Below are 18837 nucleotides of genomic sequence, written 5' to 3' on the forward strand. Positions count from 1 at the left end.
CTTGCTTTTGTTTTTAGCTAATAACGATAGGATTTTAATAATTACACTTTGGCTTTTACCTTTACTTTTAATGGCACTGATGCCGCCTTAACGATACTGGCTTCTACAAACTCTCCTTGATGCTCAGTGCCAATCTGCTTGCAAAAGCGGCGCTGCACGGTATTGCCTTGATAAAGCTCAACACATAAAGGCTCTGGCGATGCTGTATCTAACAAGCTACCGGAGCTCTGGCCAGACTTTTTTTGATAAGCACGCAGCTGATAAGTGCCGGGGCCAGCAAAGTCATGAATCATAGCAAAACGCTCGACATAACCTAGATTATTTTCTGGATAAAAATTAACGTGCACTTCACGTTTAGCGGGTTTGACCCGAGCATAATAGTTAATAAGATTTGGCATAGCAGACGCTGATAATGGCACAATCTTAATGGCATTATTATGAATAAGCGGCGTCATATCCATCGTCATAGCAGCTTGAGAATGCTTACTTCTTGTGCGAGTTTTATTGTTTTGGCTCGCAGCATTCATCGCAACCACCATGGTGGCATTCACAGGTTTGTGATTTTCAGGCGATATCACCATCGTGCGATCTATCTTTACAATCTCACAGTGGTAGGTGCCGACACAGGCAATATTTACCTCGCCAGCGATGGGCTTAATAGTACCCGTCCATACCTTTGCGCTTTCTGCTTTATCTATCTGTTGATAGCCTGTCAATGCCTGACAACCAGATAATAAGGTTATGGCAATAGCCGTACTTGTCCATACCGCAAAACGTATTTTATTCATAATGGTGGCTACTATTTATCAGATGGAAATATATAATATAAGAATAGATTACCGTTCATTTTAGCCACTTAGTCGCCATAACTCAACGCTGTATTAGCGCTAAGCTCGTTTTTATGGCGATTCATATTCGTTATTAATCGTTTGCCATTAGCGGTTTTATTTCATGCTTAAACACTAGGCTCTGACTTCATTAAATATCCAAGGCGTTTTTTGCATCATTTTTTGCTCGTATTCTTTAATAGCATCGCTTTGCTGCAACGTCAGTCCAATATCATCAAGACCATTTAATAGGCAATGCTTACGGAAGTCATCGACTTCAAACGCATACTCTTCGCCAGTTGGGGTGATGACCACCTGACGCTCAAGATCTGCAGTCAATTCATAGCCTTCGTTGGCAAACGTGGCTTTCATTAGGCTATCAACGATTTCTTCATCCAATACAATCGGTAGCATGCCATTTTTAAAACAGTTGTTATAAAAAATATCGGCAAAGCTTGGTGCAATGACTGTACGAAAGCCATACTCTGAAAGCGCCCAAGGCGCGTGTTCACGGCTAGAGCCACAGCCAAAGTTACGGCGCGCCAGTAAGATACTAGCGCCTTGATATCGTGGTTTATTTAAAATAAAGTCAGGATTGATAACACGTGTGCTATTGTCTTGTCCCGGATACCCTTCATCCAGATAACGCCAATCATCAAATAAATTGACGCCAAAACCGGTACGCTTAATAGACTTCAAAAACTGTTTTGCGATAATCTGGTCGGTATCGACGTTTGCACGATCAAGTGGGCAAACGATGCCTGTTTGGGTGTTATAAGCTTGCATAGTATTTCCTATCAATATTGTGCTTATTGTTAAATGACGCGTAATATCTAAAAAGTTCGCACATCCACAAAGTGACCTGCCAATGCTGCTGCTGCTGCCATTGCTGGGCTGACCAGATGAGTGCGACCACCATTGCCTTGTCGACCTTCAAAGTTGCGATTGGATGTCGAAGCACAATGCTCTTGTGGCTCAAGCTTATCAGCATTCATTGCAAGGCACATCGAGCAGCCCGGCTCACGCCATTCAAAGCCTGCGTCCGTAAATAAAGCATCTAGACCTTCTGCTTCTGCCTGCAACTTCACTTGACCAGAACCAGCAACGACGATGGCTTCTTTAATAGTATCAGCCACTTTACGACCTTTGATCACGGCGGCGGCATCACGCAAATCTTCAATACGCGAGTTGGTACAAGAGCCAATAAAGATACGGTCCAGCTGAATATCGGTAATTTTTTGACCCGCCTCCAAACCCATATAGGTATAAGCACGCAACCAACCTTCTTCTTGTGCTTCATCAATCGCTTGATCAGGCGTTGGCACTGACTGTGTGATATCAACCACCATCTCAGGCGAGGTACCCCAAGATACTTGCGGTGCAATTTGGCTACCATCAATCTCAATCACGCTATCAAACACAGCGTCATCATCTGAGTAAAAAGTACGCCAGTAAGCTTCTGCTTGCTGCCATTGTGACTCGTTCGGCGCATATGGACGACCTTTAACATAGTCAATCGTCGTATCATCGACTGCAACCATACCCACGCGTGCGCCCGCTTCAATCGCCATATTACAGACGGTCATACGACCTTCCATGCTCATGTCTTCAAATACTTGACCAGCAAATTCAATCGCATGCCCTGTTCCGCCAGCAGTACCGATTTTTGCAATGATAGCAAGCACCACATCTTTTGAGGTTACGCCAGCGCCAAGCTCACCGGTGACGCGGATTTGCATATTCTTTGATTTCTTTTGAATCAAGCACTGGGTTGCCAATACGTGCTCAACTTCAGAAGTACCAATACCGTGGGCTAAACAGCCCAATGCGCCATGAGTGGCGGTATGTGAATCACCGCAAACGACAGTCATACCAGGCAATACCAAGCCTTGCTCAGGACCGACGACATGCAAGATCCCTTGACGAGCATCATTAATCGTAAACTCAGCGATATCAAATTTGGCACAGTTATCATCTAACGTCAGTACTTGTAAGCGCGAGACCTTATCCTTGATACCTGCCACACCTTCTGAGCGCTCTTTGGTGACTGTCGGTACGTTATGGTCAGGGCTTGCAATATTAGCCGACAGACGCCACGGCGCTCTATTAGCCAATTCCAAACCCTCAAACGCTTGCGGACTTGTCACTTCATGTAGCAAATGGCGGTCGATATAAATCAGGCTCGAACCATCATCACGCTTGGTGACTTCGTGAGCATTCCAAAGTTTGTCATATAACGTTTGACCGGCCATATTGCTATCCTTTTTAGTGGCTAATGACTATATTTTTCATTTATTAAACCCATAGTGTGCTAGGTTTTTATCTGTTACTTACTAATGGTTGCGATAATTGATGCCTAAAATAAGATTTATGGCGCAGATTATCAAGTAAATACAATAAATATGTCTAAAATACGTTTCGATGTCTTGTGATTATAGCAGGCTAATCCTATAATAATAATTGATGATTCTTTCATAGTTGCAAACTTTTATTTCTAATACATTATGATTGGGTCAGCCAACTTTTATTTATAGCTCGTTATGTAGCTAAGGACATCGGTGTGAATACCACAAATTTGACGACATTCGTGACTGTGATGAATACAGGTAGTATTTCGGGTGCAGCAGAAAAGCTTTTTATTACTCAGCCTGCGGTCAGTAAACGCATCAAAAACTTAGAAGATGAGTTTAATATCACTTTATTTGATACGGTGGGTCGTGGTATTGTTCCAACTCAAGCAGCCAGTGAGATGTTACCTCATGCCAAACGATGGCTTGAAGACTACGAAAACTTTAAAATCAATCTACAGCACTCTAAGCATATTGTATCCGGCAAACTTGTCATTGGTACTAGCCATCATATAGGCTTACACCATCTCGCCCCTGTTCTTAAGCATTTTATCCAAGCGTATCCTGCCGTACAGCTAGAGGTACATTTCGTCGATTCAGAAACCGCACATAAAGCGGTACTTGATGGTGACTTGTCTCTAGCATTTTTGACCCTGCCACCCGTTTATGACAAGCGTTTAACCTATCATACCCTGTGGTCAGATCCACTTTACTTTATGACTGGTACCTTATCACCTTTGGCCAGTAAGTCTAATGTGACACTAGAGCAATTGGCACGTTACCCTGCTATCTTGCCATCTGCCAATACCTTTACCAGTCAAATTACCTTGGCTGAATTTGCCAAACACAATCTAAAGCCTTATGCCACCATGAGCACCAACCCACTTGAATCTATTCGGATGCTGGTGTCTGTAGGACTTGGTTGGTCAGTATTGCCGCAAACGATGATTAGCCAAGACTTAGAGCGTATTGATATGGCAGATAATATCGAATTACAGCGTCATTTAGGCGTGGTAATCAACCCGAAACTGACCCAATCAAACAGTGTAACTGCACTATTAGATTTGCTAGCACCCATTGAATAAGGTGCTATTGAATAACAGATCATTCAATAAAAACTCCTAGTCTGGTGTGGTTGGATAGCTAAGATAAAATAACTTTCTAAAATATTACTTGCTGAAAGATACTGAGTTAGCATTTATGACGCTCATACGTTATAATGCCTCTGACGTTTTTTATAACATAATTTTACCCAACTGGCACTGATAATCATATATTGAACATCTCTAGTAATATATGATAGTAAACAGTAGGTTTAATGGTTTTAAATGATTGGTTATATAAGCGATTAATATTTGGCAAGTGGTAAAGAGATGATGGCATTTAACGTAGCAACACAGAAGTATATTTGCCCTTTTCTATACAACATTGTTTGATAAGTATTGGTCCTAAAACAGCATCAATCATATAAAACTAACAGAAGATATTGAATAAAAGCCATTATGTCCTACTTAATGGCTTTTTTTGTCTTTAGATATTGTTTCTAAACATCGTCTTGCAAGACTTAATTTTTCTCGTTAAAAATAATGACAGCCAACAACGTTGGTTAAGGACTATTTATATGAACGGAGTTTCTAGTGGCGTGCTGATATCACTTGGCGCCTATTTCTTAGTGATGATCGGGATTGGGGTTTATGCTTATTTTAAGCAAGCCAATGATACCGAAGGCTATATGCTTGGTGGTCGTAGTCTCGGTCCTGCGGTAACCGCTTTATCCGCTGGCGCATCAGACATGTCCGGTTGGTTATTACTTGGTTTACCGGGTTATATGTATGCCGATGGCGTCGTGAGTATCTGGATTGCCCTCGGTTTGACATTGGGTGCATTTTTAAACTATATCATCGTGGCACCGCGCTTACGTGTTTACACTGAAATTGCAGATAATGCCATCACATTACCTGACTACTTTGCAAATCGATTCGAAGATAAGTCGCATATGCTGCGTGTTATCTCAGCAGTTGTAATTATTTTATTCTTTACTGTTTATACAGCAGCTAGCTTAGTTGGTGGTGGTAAACTGTTTGAAAGCTCACTCAACTTATCTTATACCACAGGTTTGTGGGTGACTGCTGGTGTGGTTGTCGCCTATACTCTATTTGGCGGCTTTTTAGCAGTGTCAATGACTGACTTTGTACAGGGCATTATCATGCTATTTGCGATGGTTATCGTACCTGTTGTAGCCTTTACTGATCTTGGCGGAATTTCAGCCACAACTGAGGCGGTCAGGAACATTGATCCAAGCTTACTTAATGTCACCAGTGGTATGACGATCCTTGGTATTGTCTCGTTAATGGCTTGGGGTTTGGGGTACTTTGGGCAGCCGCATATTATTGTACGCTTTATGGCTATTCGCTCAGTCAAAGATATACCAACGGCACGTAACATTGGTATGAGCTGGATGATTGTGAGTCTAATCGGTGCATTAATGACTGGTTTTGCAGGTCGTGCTTATGTACAGAAAACAGCAATGACTTTAGATGATCCTGAAACTATCTTCTTAGTATTCACCCAGTTCTTATTCACGCCATTAGTTTCAGGCTTCTTGTTAGCCGCTATTTTAGCCGCGATCATGAGTACAATCTCATCACAGCTATTGGTCGTATCAAGCTCACTAACCAAAGATGTGTACAAGCTGTTTTTTGATAGAGATGCACCAGAAGCCCGCCAAGTAATGGTCGGTCGTCTTTCAGTTATCGTGGTCGCCGTCGTTGCTATTTTGCTGGCTTCTAATCCTGAAAGCTCTGTATTAAGTTTGGTCTCTAACGCTTGGGCAGGATTTGGTGCGGCATTTGGACCGTTGGTTATTTTCAGTCTTATCTGGCGCGGTATGAACCGAAACGGTGCGGTTGCTGGTATGGTCGTTGGTGCATTAACTGTCATCTTATGGATCTATGGTCCTTTCCAGATGAATGGTATGGCACTAAATAGCTGGTTATACGCTATCGTTCCAGGCTTTATCCTAAGTACTATTGCCATCTTTGCTGTAAGTATTATGACAGGTGGTCCAAAAGCCTCAGTCTCAGCGAAGTTTAAAGAAATGGAAATGAACTTAGATCAATAAGCACTTTTTAATTACTGCTGTTAAATTAAAAAACCTCGCTACTGAACTGACCCCCAAATGTTGGACGGTTTAGTTTATATCAAGGACTGAGTTCTGTACTTAACAGGACTCAGTCCTTTTAGTTTGAGTTGAATTCTTTCATGATTATAGTAGTGAATATACTCATGAATCTGTTTCTCTAAACCTTCAATCGAATTAGGCTTTTCAATATAAATCGTCTCACACTTTAGGGTACCAAAGAACCCCTCCATGAGCGCATTATCCAAACAGTTGCCTTTTCTGCTCATACTTTGCTTAATACCATGCTGTTTCAGCACCTGTCCAAACAGTCTCATTTGATAATGCCATCCTTGATCAGAGTGCAGCATTAACTTGTTATCACGGCACGCTTTCGTCTTTGCCAAAGCATCCTCTAGCATCTTGCCAACTAAGTCATAAGTGGGTCTCTTTGAGAGTGTATAACTGACAATCTCATTGTTATAACAATCAAGTATGGGTGACAAATACAGCTTATCATCACCCACCTTAAACTCAGTAATATCGGTCAGCCAGCGCTTATTTGGTTTATCTGCATGAAACTGGCGTTTTAAATAGTTCTTCGCAATCTTACCTTGTTGTCCTTTATAGGAGCGATACTTCTGACGTCTTATCTTTGCGCTAAGCTTCATGTCATGCATAAGCTTAGCGATGAGCTTATGGTTATGATGACAATCTAGCTGCTTTAATGCAGCCGTGACTCTACGATAACCATACCTGCCTTTATGCTGATGGTAAAGCTCAGTAATACGCTGTTTTAAGTCTCCATATTTGTCTTTAACGTCAAACTGACACCTATGGTAGTAAAAGACACTTTTAGCCATCTTAGCGATGTTTAGCAAAGCAGATAAAGGGTGCTCTTGTCTTAGTGCTTCGATGAGCCTTGCTTTTTGCCTGCTTGTTCCTCCGCTTTGAGCAAGGCATCGAGCTTTTTTAGGTACGCAACCTCTGCACGTAGGTATTCATTCTCACGCTTAAGCTCTGCTAAGGTTTTCTCATCATCTGGTTTGCTTGTGATAAATGGCTTGGTCATGGCGGCTCTACCTTTAGGCTTGGTTATTAGTCCAGACATGCCTTGTTGTCGATATGCTTTGTGCCAGTGGCTAATTAAAGCAGGTGAGCTGATATTAAATGTTAAAGCGACCTCGGATTGACTTAATCCTTGCGTCAGCATGGTCGTAATCACTTTGTATTTAAACCCACTGCTGTATTTAGCCTTACTTGTCTTTGGCTTGATCGCGTCTATACCACCGCTTTGATATTGCTTAACCCATTTTTGTACAAGTTTCGAATCTACTTTAAACTTCTCACTTGTGGCAAGTCCGGTATGTCCTTGCAGATAGTATGCGATGACTTGCATCTTAAAGTCTAGATCGTAACGCATAAAAATACCCCCATAAGTTGTGTCCAACTTATGGGGGTCGGTTCATACTGTTATAGTAACGAGGTTTTTTATTGTTTGATTAAATATCACTGGGTTATTTCAATGCTAACTGCCTCTATATCATCAATTTGCGTGATAAAAAGGCAGTTAGCAACCCTCTACGTCTATTACTCTGACAGTTACTACCTATTTATTTTTAAATAGATGCAGTATCACTAGGCTACTTCTTGCAAATCTCTATACTACCTAATAATAGCAAGTAGTAAACCTTTATATAAATAGCGTTCAAACCTCAATATTAACGTACCGTTTCTATCTATTTCTATCTATTTCTATAGCCATTAGGTTTTTCCTCGATTCATATATATAAGAAAGCGACCCTTAATGGATCGCTTTCTCATGTCTAACCTATTTGTCTATAATAGTGTTTTATTTAGCTTGATAAGATATTTTTACACCAGCCACATAACCATCGTTGTCTTGGAAGTCACCAACGATCTTATCTGTAGGTAGTTGACCTTGAGCATCACCAAACCATAAGTATTTACCACCTGCTGATACTGCCCAGTTCTCTGTAAGGTTATACTTAGCACCTAGACCAACACTGTAATAACCATCAATTGGACCTAATGAAGTCGTTGGATCACCAGCGCCACTATCCCAACCAACGGTACCACTAATGGCTAAAGCTGGGGCAATGCGTTTAGCAAGACCAAGCTCTACCTGCCATTGATCGTCATCATACTCAACCAGATTCAAACCCTCAGGGAAACGTTGTTTACTGACTTGATTGTATACTGGAGGAGTAATGGCAAAATCGCTCCATGGTACCCAGCGTACTTTTGCCGTCGCTAACGTAGTAGGATTAATACCCGTTTGGAAATCAAAGTTTACTGACTTAGGTGTTGTTATCTCCATATCATTGACTGCTCCATTTATCCCTACCACTGGATAATCCTCTGAAATCTGCGTGTTATGCTTAATCTCAGAACGATAAGTCAATGCCGCCTTTAACGCTATCTCAGGTTTGCTAAAGGCAACGCCAGCAAGGTACCCATAATCTTGATCAGGATTTACATGAGCGTTATAACCAGTAGCAGGACCATAGGCAAGGCCTCGCAACTTAATATCAGCTCGTACACGCTGTGCTACTGGACCACCATACACTTGAAAGTTTTTAGTGGCACCCAACTTCATTCCAAGAATGGCAGTAATATTCTCACTACGAACTTCAACGTCTGTGCCTTCACCTGCATCTGCATCTTGTTGTGCTACAATACGCGCCGCGCCGCCAAGAGTTTGAGCTTGAGCTTGAGCATTAGGATCATTCGGGTTAGCTGCTGCGTTAATTGCTGCAGCTCTAGCAGCTGCGTTAAGAGCTGCTTGATTAACTAACGGATTACCAGTTACTTCTCGAGCAGACTCATCTCCATTGCCACCTTTTGATACAAAGTTATTATCACCTTCATATTTGGCAGCAGCACCAAATGGCTCGTCATATAAGATACCGACACTAAAAGTATCATTGATGTCTGCCTTTACGCCATAACGAAAGAAGTCATAAGACTCAGCAATATCACCAGTGGCATTACCTTTAACATAGGTATTGCTTGTAGGGACATTGTTAGCACTATCAAAGCCACTAACGTCTGCGTCGATGTAGGTATAGACGGCCTCAGCATAGGTGCCATCTTGTAGGAATGCTGTAATATCTTGACCTGAACGATCAAGACCTGCAGCGTTAGCCATACTGGCTATAGAAAGAGTAGCTATCGCTACAGCAAGAGTTTTTAAATGAAAAGTAGCGCGCATTGGGTATCTCCAAACATCCTAGTTGTTAAATCATCTTCATAACTCATATTCGGCATTGTTGCTTAAAATATAAACTTATGTAAACGACGTCCTGAATGAATAGTAATCACTTTTTGACACTAAAACAACACTTAAAACACTTTATTTCTTAATAATGACTGTTCAGTACATTTATCTAGACCTAAAGCAAACGAACAAAAATACAAAACAAATATTCATAAAGTAACTCATAAATTGTAATTTTAGCAAACTTAAATCTAATAGTTAGTAATTCTAGATTTTTAATTTAATACATAAAAAAACGACCCCTTAAGGATCGCTTTTAAAATTGTTAAAACAGTATTATTTAAAGTAAAGGCATAAGCGCTTAGTTAAAGTTTTGCTTGGCTTGATAAGATAATTTTACACCAAGAGCAAAGCCATCATTATCTTCAAAGTTACTGACAACAGTTTTACTAGGTATCTGACCTTGGGCATCACCAAACCACAGGTATTTACCACCAGCAGAAATAGCCCAGTTGTCGGTCAAATTATACTTTGCACCAAGACCAGCGCTATAGTAACCTTCAATAGGACCTAGTGACGTAACTGGATTGCCAGCACCACTGTCCCAGCCAACCGTACCGGTCACTGCTAATACTGGCGTTAGACGTTTAGCAAGACCTAATTCAACCTGCCACTGGTCTTTATCATAGCTAACCAAATCTAAACCTTCAGGAGGAATACCAGGCTGACCTGCTAATTTTTGGCTAGTCTCATTGTATAATGATGGTGTAATCGCAAAATCACTCCATGGTACCCAGCGTACTTTTGCTGTAGCTAGCATCGTAGGATTAATACCCGTTTGGAAATCAAAATTCACTGATTCAGGGGTAGTGATCTCAATATTATCGATTCTATTTGGCGAAAGACCAACTCTCTGAGCGAAAGGATAGATTTCTGCAGCCTGTGTATTATGCTCAATTTCTGAACGATACGTTAGAGCAGCTTGTAAGGCAATTTCAGGCTTACTGTAAGCGACACCAGCTAACCAGCCATAGTCCTGATCAGCACTGATATTGGTGCTATAACCATTAGCGATACTATAAGCAGTTCCACGCAATTTCACATTGGCTTTCACACGTTGAGCTACTGGACCACCATATACCTGGAAGTTCTTATTTTCGCCAAGTTTTGCGCCAACAATGCCAGTGATGCTTTCAGTACGAACTTCAACATTGGTACCTTCACCATTTCTAGGTGAAAGAGGATTTTGATCTACAAAGTCATTCTTACCACTATAGTCAGCTGCTGCACCAAAAGGCTCGTCATATAAAACCCCAACACTAAAAGTGTCGTTGATATCCGCTTTTACACCATAACGAAAGAAGTCGTAAGACTCAGCAATATCATCAATCTCTTTACCTGACGAATCTTTACCAGTGACATCGCCATCAATATAGGTATAAACCGCTTCAGCATATACACCATTTTGTAAAAACGCCGTGATATCTTGACCTGAACGATCAAGACCTGCCGCGCTCGCGACACTAGCAATAGAAAGAGTAGCAATAGCTACCGTGAGGGTTTTAAGATTAAAATTTGCGCCCATTGTGTATCTCCAAACATCCACGTTGTTTACCGCTATCCCGAACTTTGTTAGGTAGACGGTACTTAAGGTGAAGGATACTAATGTTTTTAATACACTAAAACAACATTATTTCTTTAATATGACTGGATAGTCACTGCACAGTATATTTATTCGAAAATACACATATAAAGTCATTCAAAATAATTCAGTTTAGTCGCTGTTTATGTATGGCATATTATGGTTAATAATGGGGTGGTCTGTCTGCCATAACGTCAAAAGGTGCCACGCCTGCTTCTTCATCTTGGCTTTCAACTTGTTTATAAATAAATTGTAATTGTCGTTGTAGCGTTTGGATATGTTTGTCTTGACGAGTAATGACGTCGTCAAGGCGTTCTACGGTCAGCTCAAGATGAGACATATTCATCTGCAGTTCGACTAACTGCAATTGTAAATCAGCTTGTGTGGCTAAGCTGTCGATTTGCGGATTGGATACACTGTTATTTTTTGGATTTGCTTCATTCATATTTTTCTCAATACTAGATGCTATGGCTAACGATGGCTAACGATGGCTAACGATGGCTAAAGCCTTGATAAGATGTTCTACATTGCTTGACAAATTAATCGTCATAAAATCGTGCTGATAAATCTATTTACGCACGCTACAGTTACGTGGCAGCATGTTATACTGCTGCAAATTTTGCAACAACCCCTACCTCACTATTATATAAGCTTAAGATACTCTATGGCACTGATACATTTAAAAGATATTCACTTAGCCTTTGGCGTCGCTCCTGTCCTTGATGGTATTGACTTTGCTATCGATTCAGGCGAGCGCGTGTGCTTAATTGGTCGCAATGGCGAAGGCAAATCCACCTTATTTAAACTGATTAATGGCACATTGTTGCCTGATAGCGGCGAAGTTATTATTAATAATAGTGTACGCGTCGCTATGCTCGAGCAGGATGTACCTGAAACCAGCGGTAGAATTTTAGATATCGTTATGGGTGGCAGCAAACGCACTGCCGAGCTGCTGATTAACTATAATGCGCAAACTGATTTGTGTGCCAATGGTGACATGGATGCCTGCGAGCGTATGGCAGACTTGCAGCATGATATCGATGCGGTACATGGTTGGGATTTAGAGCGCGAAGCAACACGTCTTATCACGACAATGGGTCTCGATCCAGACGATGACTTATCGTCACTATCTGGTGGTCGTAAGCGCCGTGTTTTATTAGCACGCTCGTTAGTGACTAAACCTGACGTATTGCTTCTCGATGAACCGACCAACCATTTGGACGTTGATAGCATTGAGTGGCTTGAGCGCTTTTTATTAGATTGGCAAGGTCTGACATTATTGTTCGTTACCCATGATAGAGCATTCGTGAATAAATTATCGACTCGTATCATTGAGCTTGATCGCGGTCAATTGACCAGCTATGACGTCACTCAAGGTGAAGGTGGCTATGCACGCTACCAAGAATTAAAAGAGCTACAGTTACTAGCTGAAGAGAAGAATAATGCCAACTTTGATAAAAAATTGGCACAAGAAGAAGTTTGGATTCGCCAAGGTATCAAAGCACGCCGTACCCGTAACGAAGGTCGTGTGCGTGAGCTAAAAGCGTTGCGTGAAGAGCGTAGCGACCGCCGTGAGCAAGTCGGTAATGTCAATATTACCATGGGTCAAGGCGAGAAAAGCGGCAAGCTGGTCTGCAAGGTTAAAAACCTACATCTACAATATGATGATCATGTATTGGTCGATAACTTTAGCACTACCATCATGCGCGGTGACAAAATCGGTATCGTCGGTCCGAATGGTGCAGGTAAAACCACGCTTATTAAAGCCCTACTCGATATGTCAGACGATGATGTGATCAAAACAGGCAGCGTTGAATTAGGTACTAACTTAAAAATTGCTTTCTTTGACCAGCTGCGTGATCAGTTAGATTTGGAAGCCAGTGTGGCGCAAAACGTCTCAGAAGGCTCTGACTTCGTCGAAGTCGGCGGTCGTAAAACGCACATTATGAGCTATCTACAAGATTTCTTATTTGCGCCAGAGCGTGCCCGTACGCCCGTCAAAGCATTATCAGGTGGTGAGCGTAACCGCGTGCTACTAGCTAAGCAATTATTAAAACCTGCAAATATCCTCGTACTCGATGAGCCAACCAACGACTTGGATATGGCGACACTTGAGCTACTAGAAGAATCCGTCGCCAGCTTTGGTGGTACGATTTTGCTCATTAGCCATGATCGCTCATTTATGGACAATGTCGTCACTTCCACTTGGGTATTTGATACTGATGAAGATGGTAAAGGCACCGTCAGCGAGTATGTCGGCGGCTATCAAGAGTATTTGGTACAAAAAAACCGCGAAGAAGCTTCTAAAGCAGCTAAATCTTCTAGTAGTAATACTACTGCCAACAGCAAATCTGTTAATAAATCAGCGGCAGTAGCGAAACCTAATACTGCTGCTAAAAAGCTTAATTTCAATGACCAGCGTGAGCTTGATGCGTTACCAAAAGAGATCGCTGCTTTAGAAGCGGAACAAACGCAGCTAGAAGAAAAGCTAGCCGACGGTACTTGGTTTAATCAAGATTTTGATGCGGCAACAGCTGCTAGTGAGCGACTGCTTGCCATTGAAGATGAGATGATGATTAAGCTTGAACGCTGGAATACGCTTGAGAGCTAATCTAAGTCTTTGTGCATGTAATTATCATCACTTTATAATATAAAGTGGTGATAATAGCGTCACAGCGACTTACAAAGTAGTGATGTGCTGAAAGTTAGTGAACATTGTCGTAATTTCAAGTATCATTCGCTATTGCCGAATACCCTTATCATTTATAAGGTCATTATCTATAACATTTTTGTTGATATAAAGCCGGTGTTAAACAATGATGATCAAGATGTTATGTCTTAATTGTCTTGTTTAACGTTTTAGCGTGCCCTATCGAGGTTGCTTTATTTTTAACACAATAATTTATTTTATGACCAAAATAGCTTAGAATAGCAACAATTAGCAAAATTAGGCACAGCTAACGTGGCTTGATAATTGTTTCTATTCTAAGTCACAAACCCAGTGTGGGATAATCCCATTTCATTCACCTGGAGGAAGTATTAATGAGCCATGCCGAAGGCGTTAACGTACAACGCCGTAGAGTTCTGATTGCCTCGACTGCCGTAATTGGTGCAGCTGGGGTAGCTGCTGTGGCAACACCTTTTGTCCGCTCTTGGACCCCAAGTGCTAAAGCTGAAGCTGCCGGTGCGGCAGTGACCCAAGATATTGGTTCTATCGAAGCAGGACAAATGATTGTTGTCAAATATCGTGGCAAACCCATCTTTGTGGTTAAGCGTACTGAAGAGATGCTCACCCTGCTTGAGTCAGTAAAGCCATTATTGTCTGACCCTGATTCTAGTGCCTCTTTGCAACCTGAGTACTGTAAAAATCCTGAACGCTCTATCTCGCCAGAAGTATTGGTGGTAGAAGGCGTCTGTACACATTTAGGCTGTGCACCAAACTACCGTCCTGATGTTGGCGCAGCCGATTTAGGTGGTAATGACTGGTATGGCGGGTTTTTCTGCCCATGTCATGGCTCTAAATACGATTTAGCGGGTCGCGTTTATAGTGGCGTACCTGCACCGCTTAACTTACCTATCCCAGAGTACAACATGGATGGTACCATCTTGACGATTGGGGAGGCTTAATATGAGCATGGGTAAAAAGTTAATGCATTGGGTGGACGCGCGCTTTCCTGCGACTGAAACCTACGAATATCATATGTCAAAGTACTATGCACCAAAGAACTTTAACTTTTGGTACTTCTTTGGCGTGTTATCAATGGTGGTACTGGTCAATCAGTTAGTAACTGGTATTTGGCTGACGATGATGTATAACCCAAGTGCCGAAGGGGCATTTGCGTCTGTTGAATATATCATGCGTGATGTTAAGGGTGGCTGGCTCATCCGTTATATGCACTCGACTGGCGCATCTGCGTTCTTCGTAGTTGTTTACTTGCATATGTTCAGAGCCTTGCTATATGGTTCATACCAAAAACCGCGTGAGCTTATTTGGCTCATCGGTATGGGTATTTACTTAGCATTGATGGCAGAAGGTTTCTTCGGTTACCTACTTCCTTGGGGCAACATGTCGTTCTGGGGTGCTCAGGTTATTCTAAACCTACCTGCGGCTCTGCCTGTGATTGGCGATGGTCTTGCTGAGTGGGTTCGTGGTGATTATATTATTTCAGGTATCACGCTAAACCGCTTCTTTGCTCTACACGTTGTGGCGATTCCGCTTGTACTTGTGGGCTTAGTCTTTATGCATTTAGTGGCTCTGCATCATGTGGGTTCTAATAACCCTGATGGTATTGACATTAAGAAGCTAAAAGACAAAAACGGCGTGCCATTAGATGGTATCGAATTCCATCCGTACTACACCGTACACGATATGGTGGGTATTGTTGTCTTCTTTATCTTATTCTTTGCTGTGGTATTCTTCTTCCCAGAAGGCGGCGGCTTCTTCCTTGAGCCACCAAACTTTGAGACTGCCAACTCACTAAAAACACCAGCGCATATTGCACCGGTATGGTATTACACGCCTTTCTATGCCATCTTACGTGCCGTTCCTGATAAGCTTGGTGGTGTGATTGCGATGGGTGCTGCTATTGCCGTATTGTTCTTAATACCTTGGCTTGATAGATCGCCAGTACGCTCGATACGTTATAAAGGCATTTTATCTAAAATCGCTTTAACCGTGTTTGCTATTAGTTTCTTAGTATTGGGTTATTTAGGTGCGACGCCTACCACTCCAACAGCAACCATAATGGCTCGTATCTTTACCATATTGTATTTCTTGTTCTTCTTATTGATGCCGTTTTACACTGCCATTGAGAAGTGTAAACAGCCACCAGAACGCGTTACCGGAGGTCACTAATGAGCACGCTAATTAAATCCCTAGCAGGTTTGGGCTTAGGCGCGGCATTAACTTTGACTGCTGGTAGCGCTCTAGCAGCAGGTAGTGGCTGCGGTACGTTTACCAATGCTGAGGGCATTGTAGAGCATTTGGCTTGTAGTACAGCGCCTATTGATTTTACCAATAAGGGCTCACTACAAAACGGTGCTAAGACGTTTATGAACTACTGTGCTGGGTGTCACTCAGCCAAGTACGTTCGTCACTCACGCATCGCTAAAGACTTAGAGATACCACCTGAGTTGGTCGAAAAGTATTTGATGGTGACGACCGATCAGATCGGTGATCATATCGATGCTGAGATTGACCCTGAAGTACAAGCCTCATGGTTTGGCGCGGCTCCTCCAGATTTGTCACTTGAGACAAGACTGCGCGGCGATGATTGGGTTTACACTTACCTATTGTCTTTTTACGAAGATCCAAGCCGTCCTTGGGGTGCTAATAACTTAGTCCTCGCAAATGCGGCAATGCCTCACGTTTTGCATAACATGCAAGAAGAGCTGAGTCAGGAAGAGTTCGAATCTGAAGTAGGTGACTTGGTTAACTTTATGGCATGGATGGCAGAACCTGTTCGTCATGACCGTAAAGTGATTGGTTTCTTTGTGATTTTATTCTTACTTGTGTTACTGATTCCAGTTTACTTGCTCAATAAAGAATTCTGGAAAGATATCAAATAAGCGATATTGATAATCGAGCAAGATATTGGTATAAAAAAAGCATTACTTCGGTAGTGCTTTTTTATGCTTTAAACATTTATAAATCAGCCGCAAAAGCAAACTAAGCGCCAAATTTTTAAGCGACAGTGTTTACGTACGCTACCTTGATAAACACAGCAACATTGTTTACGATGGCAGGCTTTACTATTAACATTAGGCTTTCATGATTGATGCGAATGACATTCCAAGTAGTCAGCTAATTTTATATGCTGATGACGGCTACGACAGTCATGTGGTGCGCCTATTGCTTGAAGAAAAGAAGCTCGCTTATTATTTATCACGTTTGCATTCTGAGCGTCCTGAGGATTTAACCGAGCTAAACCCTTATCATACTTTACCTGTCCTACAGCAGCGTGAAATTGCGCTTTATGAGATTAACGTCATCTTTGAGTACCTTGAAGAGCGTTATCATGCCAATAAGCTCTTGCCTGAGACGCCACAAGAGCGGGCACAATTTCGCCAGTTAGCATGGCGTATTCAGCGCGATTGGCTCTCACTCGGTAAGCGATTGCTTATGCATCCAGACAGCTTTAATAAAGTCCAAGCGGTTATGGCTAGAAAACAGCTGAGCGATTCGCTCATCACTATATCACCATTATTTGCGCACAAGTCTTACTTTATGGCAGATGAGTTTGGCTGGTGTGATGTGCTGCTAGCACCTTTATTATGGCGATTGGAAGAGATGGACATTGAGCTACCACGTGCTATCAGCCGCCCTCTGTTTGACTATCAAAAACGGGTTTTTGAGCGAGATAGCTTTCAAAAAAGCGTGCGTTAATTAGACAACAGTCAAATGCTGCCTTAAAATAACAAATAATGAAGCGCAAATGAATTTCTGCAAATAATCTTTTGCCGCTGATACCTTTTAACCCTTACTTAATACCGTCAATATAGGAAGCCAAAGATGAGCGAAGAAACCACATCTATTACTCCAACACGTCCTTATATGATACGTGCCTTGTATCAATGGATAGAAGACAATGAGCTTACGCCGTATCTGATGGTCGATGCAACCGCCGATAATGTTCAAATTCCAAAAGAGCATGTGCAAGATGGTCGTATCGTGCTCAATATTGCCAGCCGTGCCACCGGTAATATGAGTATGGAGAATGACTATATCCACTTTAGTGCGCGATTTGGCGGTGTATCACAAGAGATCTGGGTACCGCTCACAGCAGTGCTAGGTATTTATGCAAAAGAGAATTCTCAAGGGATGTTTTTTGACCCCAATGAATATGACAATTATGTGCCTGAAGACGATGCCGTTGCGAGTAGCAGCTCTAAAACAAACGTAACAGCTCCTAAGCCCAAACGTCATAATAAAGCTGGTTTAAAAGTATTAAAATAACAAAATATATCGCATAAAAAAGCTGAGCATATTAAATATGTTCAGCTTTTTTTGTTGTCAGCCCAAAAGTGATTATAACCTTAAACGATTAGGTTCTTGGTAAGGTAACACCGCGCTGTCCTTGGTATTTACCACCACGATCTTTATAACTCGTCTCACAGACATCATCAGCATCACTTTGGAAAAATAGCATTTGCGCAACGCCTTCGCCAGCATAGATACGCGCAGGAAGATTGGTGGTATTACTAAACTCTAAAGTCACATGACCTTCCCACTCAGGCTCAAGTGGTGTGACATTGACAATGATACCGCAGCGGGCATAGGTTGATTTACCAAGACAAATAGTCAATACATCGCGTGGAATACGGAAATATTCCATCGTACGAGCCAATGCAAAAGAATTAGGCGGAATAATACACTCGTCACCGATGACATCAATAAAGCTTTTCTCGTCAAAGTTTTTAGGGTCCACAATTACTGAATGTACGTTGGTGAAAACTTTAAATTCAGGCGCGCAGCGTACATCATAACCATAGCTTGAGGTACCGTAACTGACCAAACGCTCACCGGCATCATTAAAACGTACTTGACCGGCTTCAAACGGCTCAATCATGCCATGTTCTTCGGCCATTTTACGAATCCAGCGGTCAGACTTGATAGACATTGTTATTCCTTAGCAGATATAAAATAAAACTTATAATATGAA

General features: G+C 41.9%; 17 protein-coding genes. 8 read left to right on the forward strand and 9 right to left on the reverse strand.

Annotation, left to right across the window (positions count from 1 at the left end; translation table 11 throughout):
• Window positions 1-41 precede the first annotated feature (41 nt).
• The 3 genes from PCRYO_RS08005 to leuC form a co-directional block, all read right to left on the reverse strand.
• Entirely contained in the window at window positions 42-788 is a 747-nt protein-coding gene (locus tag PCRYO_RS08005; RefSeq protein WP_011513900.1) for a hypothetical protein, read from the reverse strand.
• Between the two features lie 174 nt (window positions 789-962).
• Window positions 963-1613 carry a 3-isopropylmalate dehydratase small subunit gene (gene leuD / locus PCRYO_RS08010; RefSeq protein ID WP_011513901.1) on the reverse strand — a complete coding sequence of 217 codons (651 nt, stop codon included), beginning with the start codon at window positions 1611-1613 and terminating at the stop codon, window positions 963-965.
• 47 nt (window positions 1614-1660) lie between these two features.
• Window positions 1661-3079, reverse strand: coding sequence for a 3-isopropylmalate dehydratase large subunit (gene leuC, locus PCRYO_RS08015; RefSeq protein ID WP_011513902.1), 1419 nt, complete (start codon window positions 3077-3079; stop codon window positions 1661-1663).
• Window positions 3080-3387: 308 nt separating this feature from the next.
• Here leuC and PCRYO_RS08020 point away from each other — a divergent pair, with 308 nt between their 5' ends.
• Window positions 3388-4260: a LysR family transcriptional regulator gene (locus PCRYO_RS08020; protein ID WP_020443718.1), complete on the forward strand. Its 873-nt coding sequence runs from the start codon at window positions 3388-3390 to the stop codon at window positions 4258-4260.
• A 536-nt stretch (window positions 4261-4796) separates the two neighbouring features.
• A complete protein-coding gene (putP, locus tag PCRYO_RS08025) occupies window positions 4797-6296 on the forward strand; it encodes a sodium/proline symporter PutP (protein WP_011513904.1) in 1500 nt (499 codons plus the stop codon).
• Window positions 6297-6370: 74 nt separating this feature from the next.
• On the opposite strand, the gene PCRYO_RS08030 is transcribed toward putP, so the two are convergent.
• The 5 genes from PCRYO_RS08030 to PCRYO_RS08050 all read right to left on the reverse strand — a co-directional run bounded on the left by PCRYO_RS08030 (window position 6371) and on the right by PCRYO_RS08050 (window position 11621).
• Window positions 6371-7294, reverse strand: coding sequence for an IS3 family transposase (locus tag PCRYO_RS08030; protein WP_105575668.1), 924 nt, complete (start codon window positions 7292-7294; stop codon window positions 6371-6373).
• Window positions 7198-7716: a helix-turn-helix domain-containing protein gene (locus PCRYO_RS08035; RefSeq protein ID WP_011513068.1), complete on the reverse strand. Its 519-nt coding sequence runs from the start codon at window positions 7714-7716 to the stop codon at window positions 7198-7200. Before PCRYO_RS08035 ends, PCRYO_RS08030 begins: the two co-directional genes overlap by 97 nt.
• A gap of 429 nt (window positions 7717-8145) precedes the next feature.
• Complete coding sequence (locus PCRYO_RS08040) at window positions 8146-9528, reverse strand: outer membrane protein transport protein (RefSeq protein ID WP_011513905.1); 1383 nt, start codon at window positions 9526-9528, stop codon at window positions 8146-8148.
• A gap of 367 nt (window positions 9529-9895) precedes the next feature.
• Window positions 9896-11119: an OmpP1/FadL family transporter gene (locus tag PCRYO_RS08045; protein WP_011513906.1), complete on the reverse strand. Its 1224-nt coding sequence runs from the start codon at window positions 11117-11119 to the stop codon at window positions 9896-9898.
• 220 nt (window positions 11120-11339) lie between these two features.
• Entirely contained in the window at window positions 11340-11621 is a 282-nt protein-coding gene (locus PCRYO_RS08050) for a SlyX family protein (RefSeq protein WP_011513907.1), read from the reverse strand.
• Window positions 11622-11840: 219 nt separating this feature from the next.
• Here PCRYO_RS08050 and PCRYO_RS08055 point away from each other — a divergent pair, with 219 nt between their 5' ends.
• The 6 genes from PCRYO_RS08055 to PCRYO_RS08080 all read left to right on the forward strand — a co-directional run bounded on the left by PCRYO_RS08055 (window position 11841) and on the right by PCRYO_RS08080 (window position 18131).
• Window positions 11841-13787, forward strand: a complete 1947-nt coding sequence (locus PCRYO_RS08055) for an ATP-binding cassette domain-containing protein (RefSeq protein ID WP_011513908.1) — start codon at window positions 11841-11843, stop codon at window positions 13785-13787.
• Between the two features lie 431 nt (window positions 13788-14218).
• Window positions 14219-14803, forward strand: a complete 585-nt coding sequence (gene petA, locus PCRYO_RS08060) for a ubiquinol-cytochrome c reductase iron-sulfur subunit (protein WP_011513909.1) — start codon at window positions 14219-14221, stop codon at window positions 14801-14803.
• A 7-nt stretch (window positions 14804-14810) separates the two neighbouring features.
• On the forward strand, window positions 14811-16031 hold the full coding sequence (locus PCRYO_RS08065) for a cytochrome b (protein WP_406626821.1): 1221 nt from the start codon (window positions 14811-14813) through the stop codon (window positions 16029-16031).
• Window positions 16031-16744 carry a cytochrome c1 gene (locus PCRYO_RS08070; RefSeq protein ID WP_011513911.1) on the forward strand — a complete coding sequence of 238 codons (714 nt, stop codon included), beginning with the start codon at window positions 16031-16033 and terminating at the stop codon, window positions 16742-16744. Before PCRYO_RS08065 ends, PCRYO_RS08070 begins: the two co-directional genes overlap by 1 nt.
• 202 nt (window positions 16745-16946) lie before the next feature.
• Window positions 16947-17561 carry a glutathione S-transferase N-terminal domain-containing protein gene (locus PCRYO_RS08075; protein ID WP_011513912.1) on the forward strand — a complete coding sequence of 205 codons (615 nt, stop codon included), beginning with the start codon at window positions 16947-16949 and terminating at the stop codon, window positions 17559-17561.
• Window positions 17562-17687: 126 nt separating this feature from the next.
• Entirely contained in the window at window positions 17688-18131 is a 444-nt protein-coding gene (locus PCRYO_RS08080) for a ClpXP protease specificity-enhancing factor (RefSeq protein ID WP_011513913.1), read from the forward strand.
• An 88-nt stretch (window positions 18132-18219) separates the two neighbouring features.
• Here the strand turns inward: PCRYO_RS08080 and dcd are convergent, their stop codons facing one another.
• Window positions 18220-18795, reverse strand: coding sequence for a dCTP deaminase (gene dcd / locus PCRYO_RS08085; protein ID WP_011513914.1), 576 nt, complete (start codon window positions 18793-18795; stop codon window positions 18220-18222).
• Between the last annotated feature and the right edge of the window lie 42 nt (window positions 18796-18837).

Source organism: Psychrobacter cryohalolentis K5, from assembly GCF_000013905.1.
In the GTDB taxonomy this organism is placed as follows: Bacteria; Pseudomonadota; Gammaproteobacteria; order Pseudomonadales; family Moraxellaceae; genus Psychrobacter; species Psychrobacter cryohalolentis.